Below are 20,846 nucleotides of genomic sequence, written 5' to 3'. Positions count from 1 at the left end.
CTACTTATTGCTAAACGCCGTCTTTTAAAAAAATAATGGCTGATTCTCTCTAGTCACCTATATGAACGCCATACAGTTTTTGCATACTAAATAGAAAAAACATGAGATGAAGAGTATTTCTTCATCTCATGTAACTTATGGAAGTATAAAATGATCTTTTATTTATTCTTCTTCTTTTTTGTTTCTACGGTTAAGACCAAAGATTCCTAGTGCGCCTAATAATAATGCGCCTACTAAGCCCCAGTTGTTTACGATCTCACCATTGTTAGGGAGGTCTTTTCTAGAGCTAGAGCTTAGAGTCTTCAAGCCAGAACCATTATTGTTCAACCCGTTATTGCCGGTACCATTTCCATTTCCGTTGCCGTTGTTGTTATTACCATTCCCGTTACCATTTCCTGATCCAGGATCGACTGGGATTAAGAATTCAGTTGGCAAACTTTGATTACCATCTTCATCAAAAGCAACGGCCGTATCTGTTTCTCTAGGTGATACCATACCTTTAGGGATAGCGATTGTGTAATTTCCGTTTTCATCAACTTGGCCGGCACCTACCAACATACCTTCATCACTATATAAATTGACAGTGTTGCCAGGGTCAGCTGTTCCAGTTACTGTATAACCAGTTGTTGATGTTCCGGTAACATTATTTACAATTGGTGCAGAAACAGTTGCGCCAGGATCTGCAGGTAATTCAAATAATGTAGGAACACTTTCGTTATTTGCGTTATCTTTTGCAATTGAAGTCAACTGTTCATTTGGAGAAGCCATTCCCATTGGAATAGTGATCGTGAAGCTTCCCTCTGCAGCTGCTCTATTTGTATCTGTTGGAAGTTCTCCATCAGCTACTGCTTGTCCTAATAGGTCACCGTCTGCATTGTAGATTTCAACTTTATTACCAAATGTCGTTTTACCGAAAACAGTATATCCAGTAAGTGAAGTTCCTTCAACGTCTAAGATAATCGGCGGAGCGATATTTATTTTAGGATCTGCCGGCGTTGTAAATGGTGTAGCCGAACTTGTATTGCCAGCTCCATCTTTCGCTACAGCACTCAATTGTTCTCTAGCAGATGCAGCACCTACTGGAAGTACAATTGTGTAGTCTCCGTTGGAATCTGCTACGTCTGTTCCCAACACAGTTCCATTCGTATTGCGAATTTCAACTGTATTTCCTGCTGTTGCCTTACCAGTCACTGTATAGCCCGAAGTTGAGCTTCCTGTTACTGTATCAACGCTTGGTGCAAGGACATTTACAGGATCTGCTGGTGTCGTAAATGTAGTACCTGGGCTTGTGTTACCATCTGCATCTTTCGCAGTTGCAGTCAATTGTTCATTTGGTGTAGCAGAACCAGCTGGAATTGTTACCGTGTAATCGCCGTTTTCATCAGCTGTAGCTGAACCGATCACTGTACCACCACTATTTTTGATTTCTACAGTACTGCCAGCTGGTGCTGTACCTGTCACTGTATAGCCGGTAGATGAAGTTCCTGTGACACTATCTACGGTTGGTGCTGCAACGGCTACAGGATCTGCTGGAGTAGTAAATGTAGTACCTGGACTTGAATTGCCGTCTTCATCTTTTGCTGTTGCAGTCAGTTGTTCGTTCGGTGTTGCTGAACCAGCTGGAATCGTTACTGTGTAGTTACCATTCTCATCAGCTGTAGCTGAACCGATCACTGTGCCACCTGCGTTTGTAATTTCTACAGTGCTGCCAGCTGGTGCTGTACCTGTGACAGTGTAACCAGTAGATGAATCTCCTGTGACACTATCAACAGTTGGCGCTGCAACTTCAACTGGATCTGCTGGAGTAGTAAACGGTGTTGCTGGGCTTTGATTACCACTGCCATCTTTTGCTACTGCAGTTAATTGTTCATTTGGTACTGCAGAGCCTGTTGGAAGAGTGACTGTGTAATTTCCACTGCCGTCTGCCAAACCAGAACCGATCACCAGGCCTCCCGTATTCTTCACTTCTACAGTGTTCCCTGGTGTTGTCGTACCTGTCACTGTATAACCAGTAGATGAAGTTCCTGTGACACTGTCAACAGTTGGTGCTGTAACTTCAACTGGATCTGCTGGAGTAGTGAATGGTGTTGCTGGACTTGTATTACCATCTGCATCTTTCGCAGTTGCTGTTAATTGTTCACTTGCTGATGCAGCCCCTGTTGGGATTGTAATAGTGTAATCACCATTTGCATCTGCCGTTGCAGAACCGATGACTGTGCCGCCTGTATTTCTCACTTCTACTGTACTATCTGCTGGTGCTGTACCAGTTACAGTATAACCAGTAGAAGAAGTTCCTGTTACGCTATCTACTGTTGGCGCTGTAATAACAACTGGATCTGCCGGAGTAGTGAATGGTGTTGCTGGACTTGTATTACCATCTGCATCTTTTGCAGTTGCCGTTAATTGTTCACTTGCTGATGCAGCCCCTGTTGGGATTGTAATAGTGTAATCACCATTTGCATCTGCCGTTGCAGAACCGATGACTGTGCCGCCTGTATTTCTCACTTCTACTGTACTATCTGCTGGTGCTGTACCAGTTACAGTATAACCAGTAGAAGAAGTTCCTGTTACGCTATCTACTGTTGGCGCTGTAATAACAACTGGATCTGCCGGAGTAGTGAATGGTGTTGCTGGACTTGTATTACCATCTGCATCTTTTGCAGTTGCCGTTAATTGTTCACTTGCTGATGCAGCCCCTGTTGGGATTGTAATAGTGTAATCACCATTTGCATCTGCCGTTGCAGAACCGATGACTGTGCCGCCTGTATTTCTCACTTCTACTGTACTATCTGCTGGTGCTGTACCAGTTACAGTATAACCAGTAGAAGAAGTTCCTGTTACGCTATCTACTGTTGGCGCTGTAATAACAACTGGATCTGCCGGAGTAGTGAATGGTGTTGCTGTACTTTGATTTCCTAATAAATCTTTTGCTACAGCTGCCAATTGTTGACTTGGAGCGGCAGAACCAATTGGAAGATCAATTGTGTAATCGCCATTTAAATCAGCAATTGTTGACCCAATGACTGTACCACCAGTATTTCTGATTTCAACAGTATTTCCGACTGTTGCTTTACCTGTCACTGTATATCCAGTTGTAGAGGTTCCTGTTACATTATCTACTGTTGGCGCTGTGACAACGACTGGATCTGCTGGGGTAGTAAATGGTGTTGCTGGGCTTTGGTTGCCATCTAAATCTTTTGCTACAGCTGTTAATTGTTGATTTGGCGTTGCTTGTCCTGTTGGAATCACAACTGTGTAATTGCCACTGCCGTCTACGATAGTGGTACCGATGACTGTGCCGCCAGTATTCTTGATTTCGATAGTATTACCAGGAGTTGCAGTTCCTGTCACTGTATAACCAGTTGCAGATGTCCCAGATACTGTATCAACAGTTGGTGCCGTAACTGAAACTGGATCTGCTGGTGTGATAAACGGTGTTGCAGTACTTTGATTGCCTAACAAATCTTTGGCAATTGCTGAAAGTTGTTGATTTGGTGTTGCCAGACCAACCGGGATGACTACCGTATAATTCCCGTTTAAATCAGTGATTGCTGTACCGATCACTGTGCCACCTGTATTTTTGATCTCTACTGTATTGCTAGGAGTTGCAGTTCCTGTCACTGTATAACCAGTAGACGATGTTCCGGTTACTGTATCAATAGTTGGTGCCGCAACGAAAACTGGATCTGCCGGTGTTGTGAATAGTGTTGCAGAACTTTGGTTGCCATCTAAATCTTTCGCTACTGCTGAAAGCTGTTGATTTGCTCCTGCTAATCCAACTGGAATCAAGACTGTATAGTTGCCGCTACCGTCAGCGATCGTTGAACCAACAACTGTGCCACCAATATTCTTGATTTCTACTGTATTACCTGGTGTTGCAGTTCCTGTTACAGTATAACCAGTAGAAGAGGTTCCTGTTACCGTATCAACAGTTGGTGCTGTAACTTCGACTGGATCTGCTGGTGTTGTAAATGGTGTTGGTGAGCTTTGATTACCTAAGAGGTCTCTTGCAACTGCTGACAATTGTTCATTTGGTGTTGCTGCGCCAACTGGGATCACCACTGTGTAATCACCATTCAAATCAACGAGCGCTGTCCCAATTACCGTACCACCCGTATTCTTGACATCGATAAAATCACCAGGTGTTGCAGTTCCCTTGATCGCATAACCTGTTGTTGATGTTCCTGTTACACTATCAACAGTTGGTGCTGTAACTTCGACTGGATCTGCTGGTGTCACAAATGCTGTCGGTAAACTTTCGTCAGTTCCCACTATAGCTACTGCAGTTAAAGCTTCATTTGCAGTGGCTTGTCCTTGAGGGATCGTAACGGTGAAATCACCATTTCCATCAGCAATACCTGAACCGATTGTTGTTCCACCAATATTGTGGATTTCAATGGTTGCACCTGCTTCGGCAGTTCCTTTGACCGTATAGCCAGTTGCAGCAGTCCCTGTTGTATCCGTCACAACTGGAGGTGCAACAACCACAATTTGATCCGCTGGTGTGATAAACGATACTGGTAAACTTTCGTTTGCACCATTTTTGGCTACTGCAGTCAGCGGCTCAAGAGCCATTGCTTGTCCTTGAGGGATCGTAACAGTAAAATCACCATTCCCATCTGCAGTTGCTGTACCGATCGTTGTGCCGCCAAGATTTCGGATATCAACTGTATCACCTGCAGTAGCAGTTCCCTTAACTGTATAGCCAAGCGTTGAATTACCTGTTGTACTTGTAACCACTGGTGGGGCAACTACTACTGTATCTGCTGGTGTCGTAAAGGCTGTTGGTAAGCTTTCATTCGTTCCATCTTTCGCTACAGCAGTCAATGGTTCAAGAGCTGTTGCATCGCCTTGTGCGATAGTAATGGTGAAGTCGCCGTTAGCATCTACAGTTGCTGAACCGATCGTTGTACCGCCAATATTACGAATATCCACTGTATTTCCTGCCGTTGCTGTACCTTTAACGGTGTAACCTGTTGCAGATGTTCCTGTAGTACTTGTAACCACTGGCGGTGCAACTACTACTGCATCAGCCGGTGTTGTAAACGGCGTTGGTAAGCTTTCATTTGCGCCATCCTTTGCTACAGCTGTTAATGCTTCGTTTGCGGAAGCTTCACCTTGAGGGATTGTGATCGTGAAGTCACCGTTACTATCTGCTGTTGTTGTACCGATAGTTGTGCCACCAATATTACGAATATCCACTGTATTTCCTGCCGTTGCTGTACCTTTAACGGTATACCCTGTTGCAGATGTTCCAGTTGTACTTGTAACTACTGGCGGAACGACTAAAGCGACATCTAGCGGAGTTTTGAACGAAGTTGGTGTACTTTCATTCGTTCCATCTTTCGCTACAGCAGTCAATGATTCATCTGCAGTTGCTTGCCCTGAAGGGAGTGTAATCGTGAAATCACCATTTGCATCTGCGACTCCTGAAGCGATAGTATTGCCACTTCCGTTACGAATATCCACTGTATTCCCAGCTGTTGCTGTCCCTTTGACTGTATAACCAGTCAACGAAGTTCCGGTTGTACTTGTAACTACCGGCGGAGCAACTACTACTGCATCTGCTGGTGTTGTAAAGGCGGTTGGTGTACTTTCATCCGTTCCATCAATAGCGATCGCATTCAACGATTCATTCGCAGTTGCAGCTCCTTGTGGAATCGTAACAGTGAAATTACCACTTCCATCAACAAGTCCTGTCCCGATCGTTGTTCCTCCTGCATTTCTGATGGCGATTGAATTTCCTGCTGTTGCTGTACCTGTCACTGTATACCCAGTTGCAGATGTTCCAGTTGTATTTGTAACAACTGGAGGGGCAACAGCTGCTGCTGTTCCAGCATAATAAATATCAGATACACCATTCGCCGTTTTTATCAAAGAAACATCGATAGCATCTGCTTTGATAACTGTTCCAACAAATTTAGCGTCTAAATCTTGTGTTAAGTTTTGTGGGCTAAGCACCGTTGTTGGAATATTGATGGTTGTTCCACCTAAAACAGATGCATCAGCTAATTCATTAACTCCTGAACCGCCAATTGCAATAAGAGGTAGAGCAGCATTGATCGCTGTGTCAACCGTTCCTTTCACTGGAAGTAATGCCGCATTGATACCAGCTGCAACAACATTACTTGCAATGCCACTACCAGTCGCATTTAAAGCATCGACTGCTGCTTTTAAGTCTTGCAGCAAAGATGAAACATTTTGTGCTAAGACTAATCCTAATCCGTCATCAATATTAGCGTGAATATAAGAACCATCTGGTGAGAGTACTGCATTACTAGTGAATGAAGCACTTCCAAAGTTTTCAAGATTATTCAACGCATCGATTTTTTGATTGACTGTCGTTAAATCAAGTGTAACACCTGTTAGACTTCCCAAGGTCCCATCGGTAATGTCCGTTAATAAATTAGTCAATTGATTAACGGCATTTAAAGTTCCTGTCAAAAATGTTAAATCCCCAACGGTTATTGTAACGTTTGTATCTATTTGTGCTGCTCCGTTAGGAGATACACGCCCTTGTAATTCATTTGGTATAGCTAAAACTGCTTGCTTTGTTCCGTTTGTGATAACTGAACCACCAACTAGCTCACCACCAGAAATGGAAAAATCAACATTTTGGGAAGAACCATCGGCTGTCCAAGGATTAGCCGCACTTGTTCCACTGTTGTTTGAACTAGAAATATTAGATAAGATTTCGGCATCTAAAACCGCTGCTGAAGCAGTAATTCCTCCTGGCAGATAAAATGATAATGGAACAGTCAACGGAGCAATGATTAAACTACTCGTCATCACTAAAGATAATGCACGGTACTTATTTTGTTTTTTTGACTTTGTAGTGCTTTTCTTTTTTTGCTGATCATTTTTCATGATTGTCCTCCTCTTTACTTATAAGACTTAATAACACAAAACAAACAGATAGAAGCTTTCCAAAACCCGTAAGACACTCTCCCTTCATAAATTGTGAGCAACATAAAAATTTATTTAAGCTTCTACCAAAGGATTTTATAACCTTTATAATATTTTTGGAAATAATATGTACTGAAAACCAACGTTTTTTTAATAAAGATAAAAAAATAAGTAGAAAACAAGAATGGAACAATCTTAAAAAAGCCTTTAAATCAATGTTAATTGGCTATAATTAAACTAATCTATATTTAATAAAAATAATAAAAAAAAGAATCAACATATTATTCAATTAATATGTTGATTCTTTCGAGCTTCTGGGTATCCGCTTACATTTTTCTTTTTATAAAAATAACAACTACGATGACTCATTTTTTTGATTTTCAAACGATAAATATTAAACTTTCGTACTTTTCTTGATCAGTGGCAAGCTGACTTTCTTATTCCAAAAATCGATCAGCGGGCCAGTCAAGAATGCATTGATAACTGTACCGATTCCAACAGGTCCGCTGAATATAAAGGCTAACAAGACAAAAAAGACATCTTGCGAAATTCGAACGATTTTGTATGAACCATGTGTTCTATCTACGATGATCGGCGCAATCGCATCATAAGGAGCATTTCCTAATTCAGCAGACATATATAATGATGCACCGAAAGTAAAAACTATCACCCCGATCAATAGTAACAACACCTGTATGAAACGTGTGATCTCAAACGGAATAAATGTTTCATAAACCCATGTATAGAAATCAATAAAAAAACCTGTAAGAACCATATTGACAACCGTACCGATTCCAATGTATTTTCTTCCAAATAGAAATACTAGCACTAAAATGATACAATTCACAATCAATTGGTAAACACCTAAAGAAAGACCTAAACTCTTACCGATCCCGATATTTGCAGCTGTATAGGGATCCAATCCCACCTTACCAACACGTAAGGTCGCTGCACCGAATGCCAAAATAGCCACTCCTAAGAAAGCGTAAGCAGTTCGTATGCTAATTTCTTTTATATTTTTCATTCTATTCGATCTCCCCATTCTTATATAGATAAAGCATCTCAAACTAATTAAAAAAAAGCAAAAAAACAAACTCAAAAAAGTCAAAAAAATGAGCTCGGAGCAAAACCAAAATTTAGTTTTGCCCCGCACTCTAAAACTTGATACTATTTTTGATTTTCAGCAATATCTTTTAACGCTGCTTGTGCTAATAGGTTTAAATAGTTCCAAGGACGATCGAAATGCGGCTGGAAGAAGAAATCAGATAAAGCAAGATCTTCAACAGTCATTTCATTTTGAACTGCTAATGACAATGTATTGGCAGATTGTGTAATATCATATTTAGACATCAATTGTCCACCAACAATTCGATTTGTTCCTTTTTCATATACTAATTCCATCATAACATTTTCAGTCGTTGGCATAAATTCTGGGCGATAATTATCTTCGAATAAAGTTGCATCTACTTCTAAATTGTTCATTTTCGCACTTTCTAAAGTGACCCCAGTTGAACCTATTTTCCAACCGAATAAATATAAACCAGAAGTTCCCTGAGTACCACGATAAGCTAATTTTTGCTCAACTAGGTTATACCCAACGAGCATCCCTTGGCGAACAGCGTTCGTTGCTAAAGGAATGTAATTTGTCGAACTGCTTGGGTTATAGTGTACAACTGCACTATCCCCTGCAGCAAGGATATCAGGATTACTTGAGCGCATAAACTTATCTACAACAATTGCTCCATTAGGCAACATGTCAACTTTATCTTTCAACAGCGTTGTATTAGGGCTGAAACCTACGCACATAATTACCATATCAGCATCAAATTCTTGACTAGGAGTAATTACTTTATTCACATGACCAGCCGCATCAGCTTTAAATTCTTGAACATTTTCTCCAAGCGCTAGAGTCACACCACGATCAACAAGTTCTTTTTCTAATACATCAGTGAAAGGCTTGTCCAAGTATTTATTTAGAATACGATCCAAACCATCGATTAGAGTGACTTCCTTACCAGACTCTACAAAAGCCTCAACCAATTCGATACCGATATAACCGCCGCCTACTACAACAACCTTTTTCGCATCTTTGGCACGTTCGATAATAACATTCGCCTGATTAAAGTTTTTACACAATAAAATATTTTCCGCTTCAATGCCCTTGATTGGAGGCACGATCGGCCAAGAACCTGTAGTCATTACTAATTTATCATATAAAACTGTTTCAACATTACCAGTTGTTAAATCTTTCGCTGTAACTGTTTTATGATCAACATCGATGGTTTCGACTTCATGTTCCATTTTAACTGTAGCACCTAGTGACGCTAGTTCTTCAGGACTTGAATAAAATAAGCTATCAGCCTCCTTCACTACCCCGCCAACATATAGAGCGATACCGCATGATAAAAATGATACATTATCATTTCGTTCATAAACGGTTACCTCCGCATTTGGGTGATTTGTTAAAATACTTTTGACTGCAGCTGTTCCTGCATGCGTACATCCTACGACTACGACTTTCATTTTGTAAATCCCTTCTTTCAAGTTAAATTTTTCACCAATATAAGTTGTATTCTACACTGGTCTGCTTAAAATATAACAAAGCAAGGAGCGACTTTCGAGTTCTTTGCTTGTGAATCACAAACATATTTTTTCACAAACTATTGTTCATTTAATCATTTTCACAGCATAATCTAAATAGACGATCTCATAATCGTTGATTTAACAACAAAAAAAGTTGAGGATATTTCATTCCTCAACTTGTGAAAACGCTATGCTATTGATTAACAGCTGCAATAATTTCTATCTCTACAAGAACATCTTTTGGCAAGCGGGCTACCTCAACTGCAGAACGAGCAGGTAATTTTCCCGAAAACGCTGAAGCATAGACTTCATTGAACCGCACAAAATCATTCATGTCCTTTAAAAAGCAAGTCGTCTTAACAACATGATCAAAATCGCTACCTGCTTCTTCTAAAATTGCTGAGATATTTTTCAATACTTGCTTTGTTTGTTCTTCTATCGTTGCTCCCACGACCTCTCCTGTTTCAGGATCTAAAGGAACCTGACCGGAAGCAAACAATAATCCATTGATAATATTTCCTTGAACATAAGGACCTATCGCTTTGGGTGCTTTTTCAGTATGTATCGATCTCATTTTTTCACTCATTTCTTTTCAGCGGCTTGGCATTCTGGACACAAACCATATAACTCTAATCTGTGTTCATTGATTTCAAAGCCCGTTAGTTTACTAGCAGCCATCTCTACATCTTCCAATCCTGGATAATGAAAGTCAACGATCTTGCCGCAGTTTTGACAAATCGCATGGTAGTGTTTTTTAGAACTAAAATCAAAACGGCTGGATGCATCTCCATAGTTCATCTCTTGAACGAATCCAATATCTGTGAATAATCGTAAATTATTATATACGGTTGCCACGCTCATATTCGGAAAGCGATCTTCCAAAGCACGGTAAATTTCGTCAGCTGTCGGATGACTATGATTCTCAATTAGATATTCTAAAATCGCATATCTTTGAGGAGTGATACGGATATTGGCTTCTTTTAGCTCTTCAAGTGCATTTTTAACCAATACATTGTCCATTTTGTTCCCCTCCAGTCTTCTTTCTTAAATAATACTATTTCTAATCTGACTTGACAAGAATAATTGAGCAATAAAGCGGGAAAATCCCGCTTTTATTTCAATTTTCCACATAAAAAAGAAATAATACTTGCTTTTTGACAAAATATATAGACGCATCCCGTTTTGCGTGTTCATTCTTTTAAATGATCAATCATTCAGGAAAATTGTATAGTGCTGTTGATAGATAACGTTCGCCATTATCTGGAACAACAGTCAAGACTTTTTTCCCTTTGCCTAATTCTTTTGCTTTTTCAATCGCAGCGTAAACTGCTGCACCAGCAGAGATCCCAACTAATAGACCTTCTTGAGCGGCTAACTGGCGTGCTGTTTCCATAGCCGTTTCACTTGGAACAGCAGCGATTTGTTCATAAATTTCTGTGTCTAATATTTTCGGTACAAAGCCTGCACCGATCCCTTGAATTTTGTGAGGAGATGGACTACCGCCTTCTAAAACAGGAGATTCTGAAGGTTCTACTGCAATAATGGAGATCGTTGGGTACACACGTTTCAATTCTTTTCCAACACCAGTGATTGTCCCACCGGTACCAACGCCTGCCACAAAAGCATCTAACCCAGAAGGACCAAAAGCATCCTGAATTTCCTTTCCAGTCGTCTTTTCATGAGTTTGTGCATTTGCTGGATTTTCAAATTGCATTGGCATGAAGTAACCGTCTTGCTCTGCTAACTCAGAAGCTTTAGCAATAGCGCCTTTCATCCCTTCTGATCCTGGAGTCAATAATAGCTGTGCACCATAAGCCTGCATCAACTTTCTACGCTCAATACTCATTGTGTCAGGCATGACAATGACCACTTTATACCCTTTAGCTGCACCGACCATCGATAAGCCGATACCTGTATTGCCGCTTGTTGGTTCTACGATCGTATCCCCTTTTTTTAAATGACCATCTTTTTCAGCCGCTTCGATCATACTAAGTGCAACTCGATCTTTGACACTTCCACCAGGATTAAAGAATTCCAGTTTCACAAATACATCTGCGGCATCTTCAGGAACAATTTTCCCTAACTTGACAATGGGTGTCTTTCCGATTAATTCTGTAACTGAATGAAAAATTTGAGTCATTAGCTATTCCTCCATTTTCTATTATGAGACTTGGTAATTTTATAATAGCTCATATTTTTTCGTATGGCTATCATTTTGCAAGTATTTAACGAGCATTATGAATGGGTTTCTCGTTTTTGTTCATTAAACTACGTTTGAATAGCCTTAGCAACCAATTTTTTATGATATAATTGCTGTCTAAATAGTTACACTTATTCTCCCCTTTCTTATCATTTAAGACAAACTTAATAAAAATAGTGTATAGTAGTAAAGATAGTAAAAACTTAAAAATAGGAGTTATTTTATTTATGAAAATAGTAAATATTAGTCCTAGAGGCTATTGTTACGGCGTTGTTGATGCTATGGTCATCGCCAGAAATGCTTCTCTTGATGAAAGCTTGCCTCGCCCTATCTATATTTTAGGAATGATCGTTCATAACAAGCATGTCACTGATGCCTTTGAAAGTATTGGTATCCATACATTAGAAGGTGAAAATCGTGAAGATATCTTAGCGCAAGTCGATCAAGGGACTGTTATTTTCACTGCTCACGGAACATCCCCTAAAGTAAAAGAAATGGCTATTGAAAAAGGCTTGACGGTTATCGATGCGACTTGCCCTGACGTGATGATCACTCATGAGTTGATTGCTGAGAAAGCCGCTGAAGGCTATGAAATTATTTACATCGGTAAAAAAAATCACCCAGAGCCAGAAGGAGCACTCGGTGTTTCTCCTGAACATGTTCATCTAGTATCGAATAACGATGAAATCAAACATTTAGAATTAGTTGCTGATAAGATTTTTGTTACGAACCAGACAACAATGAGCCAATGGGACGTCAGTGATTTAATGGATTTGATCAAAGAAAAATATCCCAATGTGTTGATTCACAAAGATATTTGTAAAGCAACACAAGTTCGACAAGAAGCAGTTGTCGAACAAGCGAAGGGTTGTGACCTGACGATCGTTGTAGGAGATCCTAAAAGCAACAATAGTAATCGATTAGCTCAAGTTTCGATCGAACAAGCAGGTGTCAATGCTTATCGTATCTCGGATGTTTCTCAAATAGATCCCGCTTGGCTTTTGAATGTTGAGACGATAGCCGTGACCGCTGGGGCCTCAACCCCAACTCAAATCGTTCGAGAAGTAATCGAGTATTTAAAAGAATTCGATCCAAATGATCCACAAACACATAAAAAAGAATCAACAACGGTTCCTGAAGCAATATTACCAAGACCTAGAATCAAGGACTTGACCAAAAATCGACAACGACGTTTAGAAGAATTACGCTCAGGAAAACGTTAAAAAAGCAACAGCTTCACATATTCTGTGAAATGCTGTTGCTTTTTTATATACTATACTTGTAAAGTTTGGCCAACAGTGATCAACTCAGCAGATAATCCATTCATTGCCATCAGTTGATCAACAGAAACACCGAAGTTTTCTGCAATCCCCCATAAGGTATCTCCTGAAGCAACTGTGTAAGATTGTCCTGAAATAGTTGCTGTTTCAGTGCTTTGGCCAATCGTCGATTGATCAGTTGCGGTCACCGAAGTTTCAGAGGAGCCCCAATCGTATGCTGTTAATCCATAAGTAGAAATCAACCAATTTAATTTATCTGCATAATTGGGATCAGTCGCATAACGTCCTGTCAAAGCAGCTGTAGCATCCATATAGCTCGTCGTATTGCTTCTCCAAGCACCCGCATAGTGTGCGCTCATAAGAACATTAGCATGGTCCTGGAATGAATCTGCATAAGAAGGATAACTTCTAAATGGTTCGGTAAGAGTGACCCACTCTCCATTTAAATATTCTTTCGTAGGCATGTAGACAGTTTGTCCACCATAGCTACCTTTCACTCCAAATAAATTATAATTAGGCGCCGATGCTAAGCCTGATGTACCGTAGCTACTTTCTAGCAAAGCTTGGGCAATCATAACAGATGCATATAAATCATTCGAACTAGCTACAGAAGCAGCTGAATAACCAATAGAATCAATAAATGCTTGTTGAGAAACCGCTTCTTGTTGTTCATACTCTGTCGCTTGTGCACCTAATGGAAGTAAATTCCCAGCAATTGGTAAAAATATTAATGACGTTCCAATCACCGATGCAGCTTTTTTGCTGTTACGTTGCTTCGCATTAAGTTGATGCCTGCTACTTCTTGTCATTTTCTTGTCCATCCATTTGTTCCTCCTCAATAGAACATCGTACAATCATTCTACTAGGAGTTTTTTTTATAAACAATCATTTAGATTCGAAAAATAGATATTTAAAGCTAGTGTAATCCTGTTGAAATGTTTGTTTTATTATTTTATTGTCATTTGTTTTACATTTTTCACACTGTGTTTTTTATATTTATGACTAATTATTGAATAAAACGCTCACTGATAGCTTTCTGAGAAAAATATTAATAAAGTAGAAAAACTTTCTGCTCATTTCTGTTTTGTTACATTTGTTACACAAACTTGATCAAACAAAAAAGAGACTAAAACATAACTCTTAGAGTTGCGTTTAGTCTCTTTAACTTTTGAAAACGGCAATATCAGAAATCAATCTTTCTTATTTCTCGGAAGTTGACCGTTCTGTCTCAGCCCTTTTTTTATTTAGCAATTATAAGGAGTTGAATTTGGCAGAAACATTTTCTGGTGTGAAACCAAACTCTTTTAAGACTAGATCACCTGGTGCAGAAGCGCCGAAATGATCGATCGTTACCGTTGTACCCTCAGTGCCGACATAACGCTCCCAACCGAATGAAGAAGCCGCTTCAACTGCTACTCGCTTAGTTACTTCTTTAGGGAGAACAGATTCTTTGTATTCATCTGATTGTTTTTCAAATAAGTCGAAACTTGGCATTGAAACAACTGAAACATCTTTTCCTTGTTCTGACAACAATTTTTGCGCTTCGATTGCCAAATTAACTTCAGAACCTGTTGCGATCAAAATACCTTCAGGTTTCGCTCCTTTTTGAGCTGATATCACATAGGCACCTTTTTTAACAAGATCACCTGCATGTTCTTTAGTGCCTTCAATGACTGGTAAATTTTGACGGCTCAATACTAAAATAGTAGGTGCATCTTTTGTTGTCATTGCGATCTTCCATGCTGCAACTGTTTCATTACCATCTGCTGGACGAATAACTTGGACACCAGGCATGCAGCGAATGCTTGCCAATTGTTCCACAGGCTCGTGTGTTGGACCGTCTTCTCCGACCGCAACTGAATCATGTGTCAAAACATACGTCACAGGTGTATGCTGAATAGCTGCTAAACGAACTGCCGGACGGAGATAATCAGTAAATACAAAGAATGTTCCTCCGTAAATACGGCTTCCTCCGTGTAGCTGAATACCGTTCATAGCCGCCGCCATAGCAAATTCACGAACACCGAACCAAATATTGCGGCCTTCATATTGTCCAGGTTCAAAATCTTTTTCAGCAGCAACCATTGTATTGTTTGAGGCCGATAAATCAGCAGATCCGCCCCAGAAGCTAGGAATAGCTTTAGATAGAGCTTGAATCGTTTCTTTACTAGTCACACGGCTTGCTGCACTAGTTCCAACTTCATAACTTGGCAACTCACTATCCCAATTTTCAGGAAGTTCATCTGCAAAAGCTTGTTTGAATTGTTTTGCTAGTTCAGGATGTTCTTTTGTATAGTTCTCAAACATTGCATTCCATTTGTTCTCAGCCTTTTCGCCTTCATCAACTACTGTTTCTTTGAAACGTGCTGCAACTTCATCTGGAACTGTAAAATCTGGATAATCCCAGCCGTACACTGCTTTCGCTGCAGTAATACCTTCTGCTCCCAGGGGTGCTCCATGAACAGCTGACGTTCCTTCTTTAGGTGAGCCAAATCCAATCACTGTTTTCACTTCGATCAATGTGGGTTTGTCAGTCTCAGCTTTGGCTGCTTCGATTGCTTTTGAAATAGCTTCTAGGTCATTTCCATCTTTTACGAGGATATGCTGCCAGCCATAAGCTTCATAGCGTGCACCGACATTTTCAGTGAATGCTTTAGACGTTGGACCATCTAATGAAATATCATTTGAATCATATAACACGATCAATTTACCGAGTTTCATATGACCAGCCATTGAACTTGCTTCTTGAGAAACACCTTCCATCAAGTCACCATCACCGCAAAGTGCATAAGTGTAGTGATCGATCACAGGGAAGCTGTCACGATTATAAACTGCAGCAGTATGTGCTTCAGCCATTGCCATTCCTACAGCCATCGCAATACCTTGACCTAATGGACCAGTCGTTGCTTCAACACCATCTGTGTGATGGACTTCAGGGTGACCAGGAGTTAGGCTTTCCCATTGACGGAACCCTTTCAAATCATCGATAGAAAGGTTATAGCCTGCTAAATGAAGCAAACTATATAACATCGCCGAACCATGACCAGCAGAAAGAATGAACCGGTCTCTGTCAGCCCAGTTTCTTGAAGTTTTAGGATTTACTTTTAAATGTTTTGTCCAAAGTGCATAGGCCATAGGTGCTGCCCCCATTGGTAATCCAGGATGACCTGAATTAGCTTTTTGGATCGCTTCGATACTTAAGGTACGAATGGTATTGACGCCTAATTGATCAGTGTTGTCGAACAAAAAAATCATCTCCTATTTAGGTTTTTTTTACCTTTATTAAATCCATTTTAGCGTATTTCTTTTATGAAAGCAATTACTTTCAGTAAAAAAAACTGAAATTATTTTCTATTATGCAGCCCTTTTTGTTTTTGGATTTTCTTCAATTTATCTGGGGTCACATCTTTTCCTTCTGGGTCTACAACTTTCATTCCTTCGATATGATGACGCATACCGCTGCGGAATGTAGCCAAATATTCTTGTCTAAGTTGATTTTGTTCTTCTTTTTCAATTTCTGATAATCCGCTTTCTTTCGCTTTTTTAGCAAGCTCGTTGATACGGTTCATTTTTTCTGCTGATAGCATTCATTGTCCTCCTTTAATAAAAGGTCATCAAAATTAAGATAGTAATTACATAAGAAATAAGAGTTTACTTTCCATGTCTATCTTATAAGATGTGCTATAAAAATACAACTATATTCTAGATAAAACCATGTTCTCGCCCCTTTTTTCACATTTAATAATACTTTCAACAAAAAACACGAACGCTTGTTTGATTCCTAAAGAATTCTATGGTACACTAAATTTATAAATTGAAAGAAGGTGCGGGTTTTGGTGAAACGTACAGATACAAGACAAGTCGAAGTATTAAAATATATATATGAGCAAGTCGAACTTAAAGGATACCCCCCAACCGTTCGAGAAATCGGAAAAGCAGTAGATCTTTCTTCTACCTCTACCGTTCATGGACATTTAGCACGTTTAGAGAAAAAAGGATTGATCCAACGAGATCCAACAAAGCCTAGAGCAATCGAGTTGACTGCTGAAGGCTTAGAAAAAATCGGCATCAAGCCATCCGTCATTCCTATGTTAGGAGTAGTTACCGCCGGTGAACCAATTCTGGCTGTTGAAGAGGCATCTGACTTTTTCCCATTGCCTCCTGATTTACAATCCGAAGAAAATTCCCTATTCATGTTGACGATCCGCGGAGAAAGTATGATCAATGCGGGAATACTAGACGGCGATCAAGTCATCGTTCGTAAACAAAGTGCTGCAGCAAATGGGGACATCGTTATTGCGATGACGGATGAAGATGAAGCGACATGCAAACGGTTCTTTAAGGAAACAGACCATATTCGCCTACAACCTGAAAATGACGCATTAGAACCAATTATTCTGCCTAATGTCAGTATCCTTGGTAAAGTTGTTGGTTTATATCGCAATCATATTTAATAAAAAAGTTAGCAGATCTTTTTATAAGATCTGCTAACTTTTTCTAATTTTCCTGCTCTGGGCAGACTTTCCTTTGATATGTTTCAAATTGATAAGGATAGTGATTCTGCTCGTCCTGCTCACCTGGGCTAAGATTGATCAATGTCCAATCTTCCCAAGAAACTTCTGGAAATACTGAATCTCCATCAAAAGTATGGTTGATCACTGTACGATATAAAACGTCACAGTACGGCAAAAATTCTTCGTAGACTGCGGAACCTCCAGCAATAAACGTAATTCCTGAAAATTCTTGGGCGTAGGCCAATACTTCGTCTATATCATGAACAACAATAACACCAGAAGCCTGATAGTCTTTGTCCCTAGTCATAACGATCGTTTGGCGATTAGGCAGCGGACGACCTCCCATCCCTTCAAAAGTTTTTCTTCCCATGACGATTGTATTATCCTCCGTCATTTGCTTAAAAAATTTTAGATCATTCGGCAGATGCCATGGTAATCGATTGTTCTTTCCGATCGTTCCCTGTTCATCTTGTGCCCAGATAGCTGCTAACATAAGGTGCTCCTTTCAAATCTTAGACGGCGATAGGTGCTTTGATTGCTGGATGAGGATCGTATCCTTCAATCACGATATCTTCCATTTCAAAATCAAAAACAGATTCTTTCTCTTGGTTTAATTTAAGTGTAGGAAATGAACGAAGCTCTCTCGAAAGCTGCTGTTTCATTTGATCAACATGATTTGTATACAAATGCGCATCACCTAGTGTATGAACGAAATCCCCAACTTCTAAGCCAGTTTCATGAGCAATCAAATGAGTCAATAACGCATAACTAGCAATATTAAATGGTACTCCTAGAAAAACATCCCCGCTACGTTGATATAATTGACAGCTTAATTTACCATCATTCACATAAAATTGAAACATGGTATGACAGGGTGGTAAAGCCATTGACGGTACATCTTCTGGATTCCAAGCAGAAACGATCAATCGACGAGAATCCGGTGTTGTTTTGATCATCTCAATGACATTTTTCAATTGATCGATAAATCCACCATCTTTTGTTTCCCAATGCCGCCACTGTGCGCCATAAATATTACCAAGTTCTCCATACTTAGCTGCAAATCCGTCGTCTGATACGATCTTTTCACAAAACGCTTTATGTTCAGCCTCATAGCTTATTTTGAATGCGTCATCCACTAAAACTCTACGACCAAAATCAGTCATATCCGGCCCTTGATAGTCTTCACTTTTGATGTATCGCTCAAAAGCCCATTCGTCCCAAATATGATTATTGTGCTCCAATAAGTAACGGATATTCGTGTCTCCTTTTAAAAACCACAACAACTCACTTTTGATCAAGCCAAAAGGAACTCGTTTTGTCGTAAGCAATGGAAACCCTTGGGATAAATCAAAACGCATTTGATGACCAAAAATACTTTTGGTTCCAGTTCCAGTCCGGTCTTCTTTTACATGACCCTCTTCTAAAATTTTACGGCCCAGCGCTAAGTATGCTTCTTCCATCGTTATTGCCTCCTAATTTTCTGCAAATTCACTCAAATATTCCCAACGTTCCAATTTTTCTTCCAATTGTTGTTCAACAGACGTCAATTCTGCCTGCAACTGCTGAAGCTTTGTGAAATCATCTCCTTGGTGATTCATCTCTTCTCCAAGTTGAGCTGAACGATTTTCTAGTTCACTGATTTCAGTTTCAATTGTAGCCCATTCTTTTTGTTCCATATAGGTCAATTTTACTTTTTCTTTTTTTTCGGTCACTTGAACTTGTTTCGGCTCAGATTTAACTGTTTTTTTAGCAGATTCCTTATTTTGTGTCAAGTAATCACTCATCGAACCAAAATACGTACTTATCTGCCCTTCTCCTTCAAAGACAAGTAGTTTTTCCATTGTTTTATCAAGAAAATAGCGGTCATGTGATACGGCAATAACTGCACCTTTGAATGTACGAATATAATCTTCTAAAATTGTCAATGTGTCGATATCTAAATCATTTGTCGGTTCATCAAGCAGCAAAACATTTGGCTGTCCTATCAGTAGCTTCAATAAATACAAACGTCTCTTTTCTCCACCGGAGAGCTTACCTATGATGGTGCCATGCATAAAACGCGGGAAAAGAAATTGTTCAAGCAGTTCAGCGACTCCAATGCTGCTACCGTCATTTCTTTGTACCTGTTCAGCAGCTTCTTGAAGATACGCAATCATCCGCTGATTTGGGTCCATGGCTTCATTTTGTTGGGTGTAGTATGCTAATCTCACTGTTTCACCGATCGAATAGAGACCACTATCTAAAGGTAGACGTCCAGCTAAGATATTTAACAAAGTTGATTTTCCTGCGCCATTTTTTCCTGTGATCCCAACGCGGTCTTTTGCCTGTACTAGAAGGTCAAACTGCCTTAAAATAACCTTCTGTTCAATTGAATAATTTCCGTCTTTTATTTCAAGTACTTTTTTCCCAAGCCGCTGTCCAGCGATATCGATCTCTAATTGCCCTTTTTGATTGACCTGATGCAAGTTTTCCTTAAGATCATGAAACCGATCTTGTCTAGCTTGTTGTTTGGTTCCGCGAGCCTGAACTCCTGCGCGCATCCACTCAAGCTCTTGTTTATACAGTTGTTTTCGTTTTTCTTCTTGATCGACTTCGATCCGCTCACGTTCAGCCTTAGCTAAAATATATGCTTCGTAATTTCCTTTATATTCATATAATTGTCCAAATGACAGCTCAAAAATCCGATTGGTTACTCGATCGAGAAAATAACGATCATGTGTCACCATCAAGATGGATCCGCGATAACCATTCAAAAAGCTTTCAAGCCAGCTGATTGCTTCGTAATCCAGGTGATTGGTCGGCTCATCCAAAATCAGTAGATCTGGTGACTCGATCAATACCTGTGCTAAACTAACACGCTTTTTTTGACCGCCGGATAATTCTCCAATTTTTTTATGAAGTGTTTCGATTCCCAATTTTTGTAAAATGATTTTAGCATCTGTATCTGCTGTCCAAGCATCTTCTTTGTTCATCAATTCTTCGGCCTGAGCATATTGTCTTTGAGCAGCTTCACTACTGCCGTCTTTTGCTAAAGCAATAAGTGCCAGCTCGTAACGCTTGACCGCTTGAATAATCGGAGTTTCTCCTTGGAAAATAGCATCCACGACTGTCAATTCTGGATCAAAGAGCTGATCTTGAGAAAGGTAGCCGATTTGATAATCATTTGGTTGCTGAATTGCTTGAACATCACCATCTCCACTATCTTTACCAGCTAATATATTTAACAAAGTAGTTTTACCAGTTCCGTTCGTCCCAATTAAACCAATACGATTTTTTTCGTGGATATGGAAGGATATATGATCAAATAATGTTTTTTCCCCATATGTTTTGGTTAGTTCTGTCACTTTTAATTCTTTCATCTGT

The 20,846-nt window shown here is 39.8% G+C and carries 14 protein-coding genes; 2 read left to right on the top strand and 12 right to left on the bottom strand.

Features of this window, described 5'->3' with window-relative positions; genetic code table 11:
• Positions 1-162: 162 nt before the first annotated feature.
• The 6 genes from A5889_RS01285 to cysK all read right to left on the bottom strand — a co-directional run bounded on the left by A5889_RS01285 (position 163) and on the right by cysK (position 11,629).
• Positions 163-6,867, bottom strand: coding sequence for an Ig-like domain-containing protein (locus tag A5889_RS01285; protein WP_339087823.1), 6,705 nt, complete (start codon positions 6,865-6,867; stop codon positions 163-165).
• Positions 6,868-7,300: 433 nt separating this feature from the next.
• On the bottom strand, positions 7,301-7,930 hold the full coding sequence (locus A5889_RS01280; protein WP_087640074.1) for a YczE/YyaS/YitT family protein: 630 nt from the start codon (positions 7,928-7,930) through the stop codon (positions 7,301-7,303).
• A gap of 143 nt (positions 7,931-8,073) precedes the next feature.
• A complete protein-coding gene (locus A5889_RS01275; RefSeq protein ID WP_087640073.1) occupies positions 8,074-9,429 on the bottom strand; it encodes an NADH oxidase in 1,356 nt (451 codons plus the stop codon).
• Between the two features lie 253 nt (positions 9,430-9,682).
• Positions 9,683-10,063, bottom strand: a complete 381-nt coding sequence (locus A5889_RS01270) for a RidA family protein (protein WP_087640072.1) — start codon at positions 10,061-10,063, stop codon at positions 9,683-9,685.
• Between the two features lie 8 nt (positions 10,064-10,071).
• A complete protein-coding gene (gene perR / locus A5889_RS01265) occupies positions 10,072-10,509 on the bottom strand; it encodes a peroxide-responsive transcriptional repressor PerR (RefSeq protein ID WP_087640071.1) in 438 nt (145 codons plus the stop codon).
• A 190-nt stretch (positions 10,510-10,699) separates the two neighbouring features.
• Entirely contained in the window at positions 10,700-11,629 is a 930-nt protein-coding gene (gene cysK, locus A5889_RS01260) for a cysteine synthase A (protein WP_087640070.1), read from the bottom strand.
• Between the two features lie 287 nt (positions 11,630-11,916).
• On the opposite strand from cysK, the gene A5889_RS01255 reads away from it, so the two are divergent.
• Positions 11,917-12,912: a 4-hydroxy-3-methylbut-2-enyl diphosphate reductase gene (locus A5889_RS01255; protein ID WP_087642318.1), complete on the top strand. Its 996-nt coding sequence runs from the start codon at positions 11,917-11,919 to the stop codon at positions 12,910-12,912.
• Between the two features lie 50 nt (positions 12,913-12,962).
• Here A5889_RS01255 and A5889_RS01250 read toward each other — a convergent pair whose 3' ends face one another.
• From A5889_RS01250 to A5889_RS01240, 3 genes are all read right to left on the bottom strand, one after another.
• Positions 12,963-13,790 carry a glucosaminidase domain-containing protein gene (locus tag A5889_RS01250; RefSeq protein WP_087642317.1) on the bottom strand — a complete coding sequence of 276 codons (828 nt, stop codon included), beginning with the start codon at positions 13,788-13,790 and terminating at the stop codon, positions 12,963-12,965.
• A 430-nt stretch (positions 13,791-14,220) separates the two neighbouring features.
• Complete coding sequence (gene tkt / locus A5889_RS01245; RefSeq protein WP_087640069.1) at positions 14,221-16,215, bottom strand: transketolase; 1,995 nt, start codon at positions 16,213-16,215, stop codon at positions 14,221-14,223.
• 98 nt (positions 16,216-16,313) lie between these two features.
• On the bottom strand, positions 16,314-16,556 hold the full coding sequence (locus tag A5889_RS01240; protein WP_087640068.1) for a DUF896 family protein: 243 nt from the start codon (positions 16,554-16,556) through the stop codon (positions 16,314-16,316).
• A gap of 246 nt (positions 16,557-16,802) precedes the next feature.
• Here A5889_RS01240 and lexA point away from each other — a divergent pair, with 246 nt between their 5' ends.
• Positions 16,803-17,423, top strand: a complete 621-nt coding sequence (gene lexA / locus A5889_RS01235; protein WP_176372773.1) for a transcriptional repressor LexA — start codon at positions 16,803-16,805, stop codon at positions 17,421-17,423.
• Between the two features lie 43 nt (positions 17,424-17,466).
• On the opposite strand, the gene A5889_RS01230 is transcribed toward lexA, so the two are convergent.
• The 3 genes from A5889_RS01230 to A5889_RS01220 are packed head-to-tail and all read right to left on the bottom strand — an operon-like array spanning position 17,467 to position 20,842.
• A complete protein-coding gene (locus tag A5889_RS01230; protein ID WP_087640066.1) occupies positions 17,467-17,976 on the bottom strand; it encodes a dihydrofolate reductase in 510 nt (169 codons plus the stop codon).
• A gap of 19 nt (positions 17,977-17,995) precedes the next feature.
• Positions 17,996-18,943, bottom strand: a complete 948-nt coding sequence (locus A5889_RS01225) for a thymidylate synthase (protein ID WP_087640065.1) — start codon at positions 18,941-18,943, stop codon at positions 17,996-17,998.
• Between the two features lie 12 nt (positions 18,944-18,955).
• Entirely contained in the window at positions 18,956-20,842 is a 1,887-nt protein-coding gene (locus tag A5889_RS01220; protein ID WP_087640422.1) for an ABC-F family ATP-binding cassette domain-containing protein, read from the bottom strand.
• Positions 20,843-20,846: the final 4 nt, after the last annotated feature.

This window comes from Enterococcus sp. 9D6_DIV0238, assembly GCF_002174455.2.
Classification (GTDB): domain Bacteria; phylum Bacillota; class Bacilli; order Lactobacillales; family Enterococcaceae; genus Enterococcus_L; species Enterococcus_L dunnyi.
Note: the sequence above shows the minus strand (reverse complement) of the source record. Positions and strands in the feature narration are given on the sequence as shown.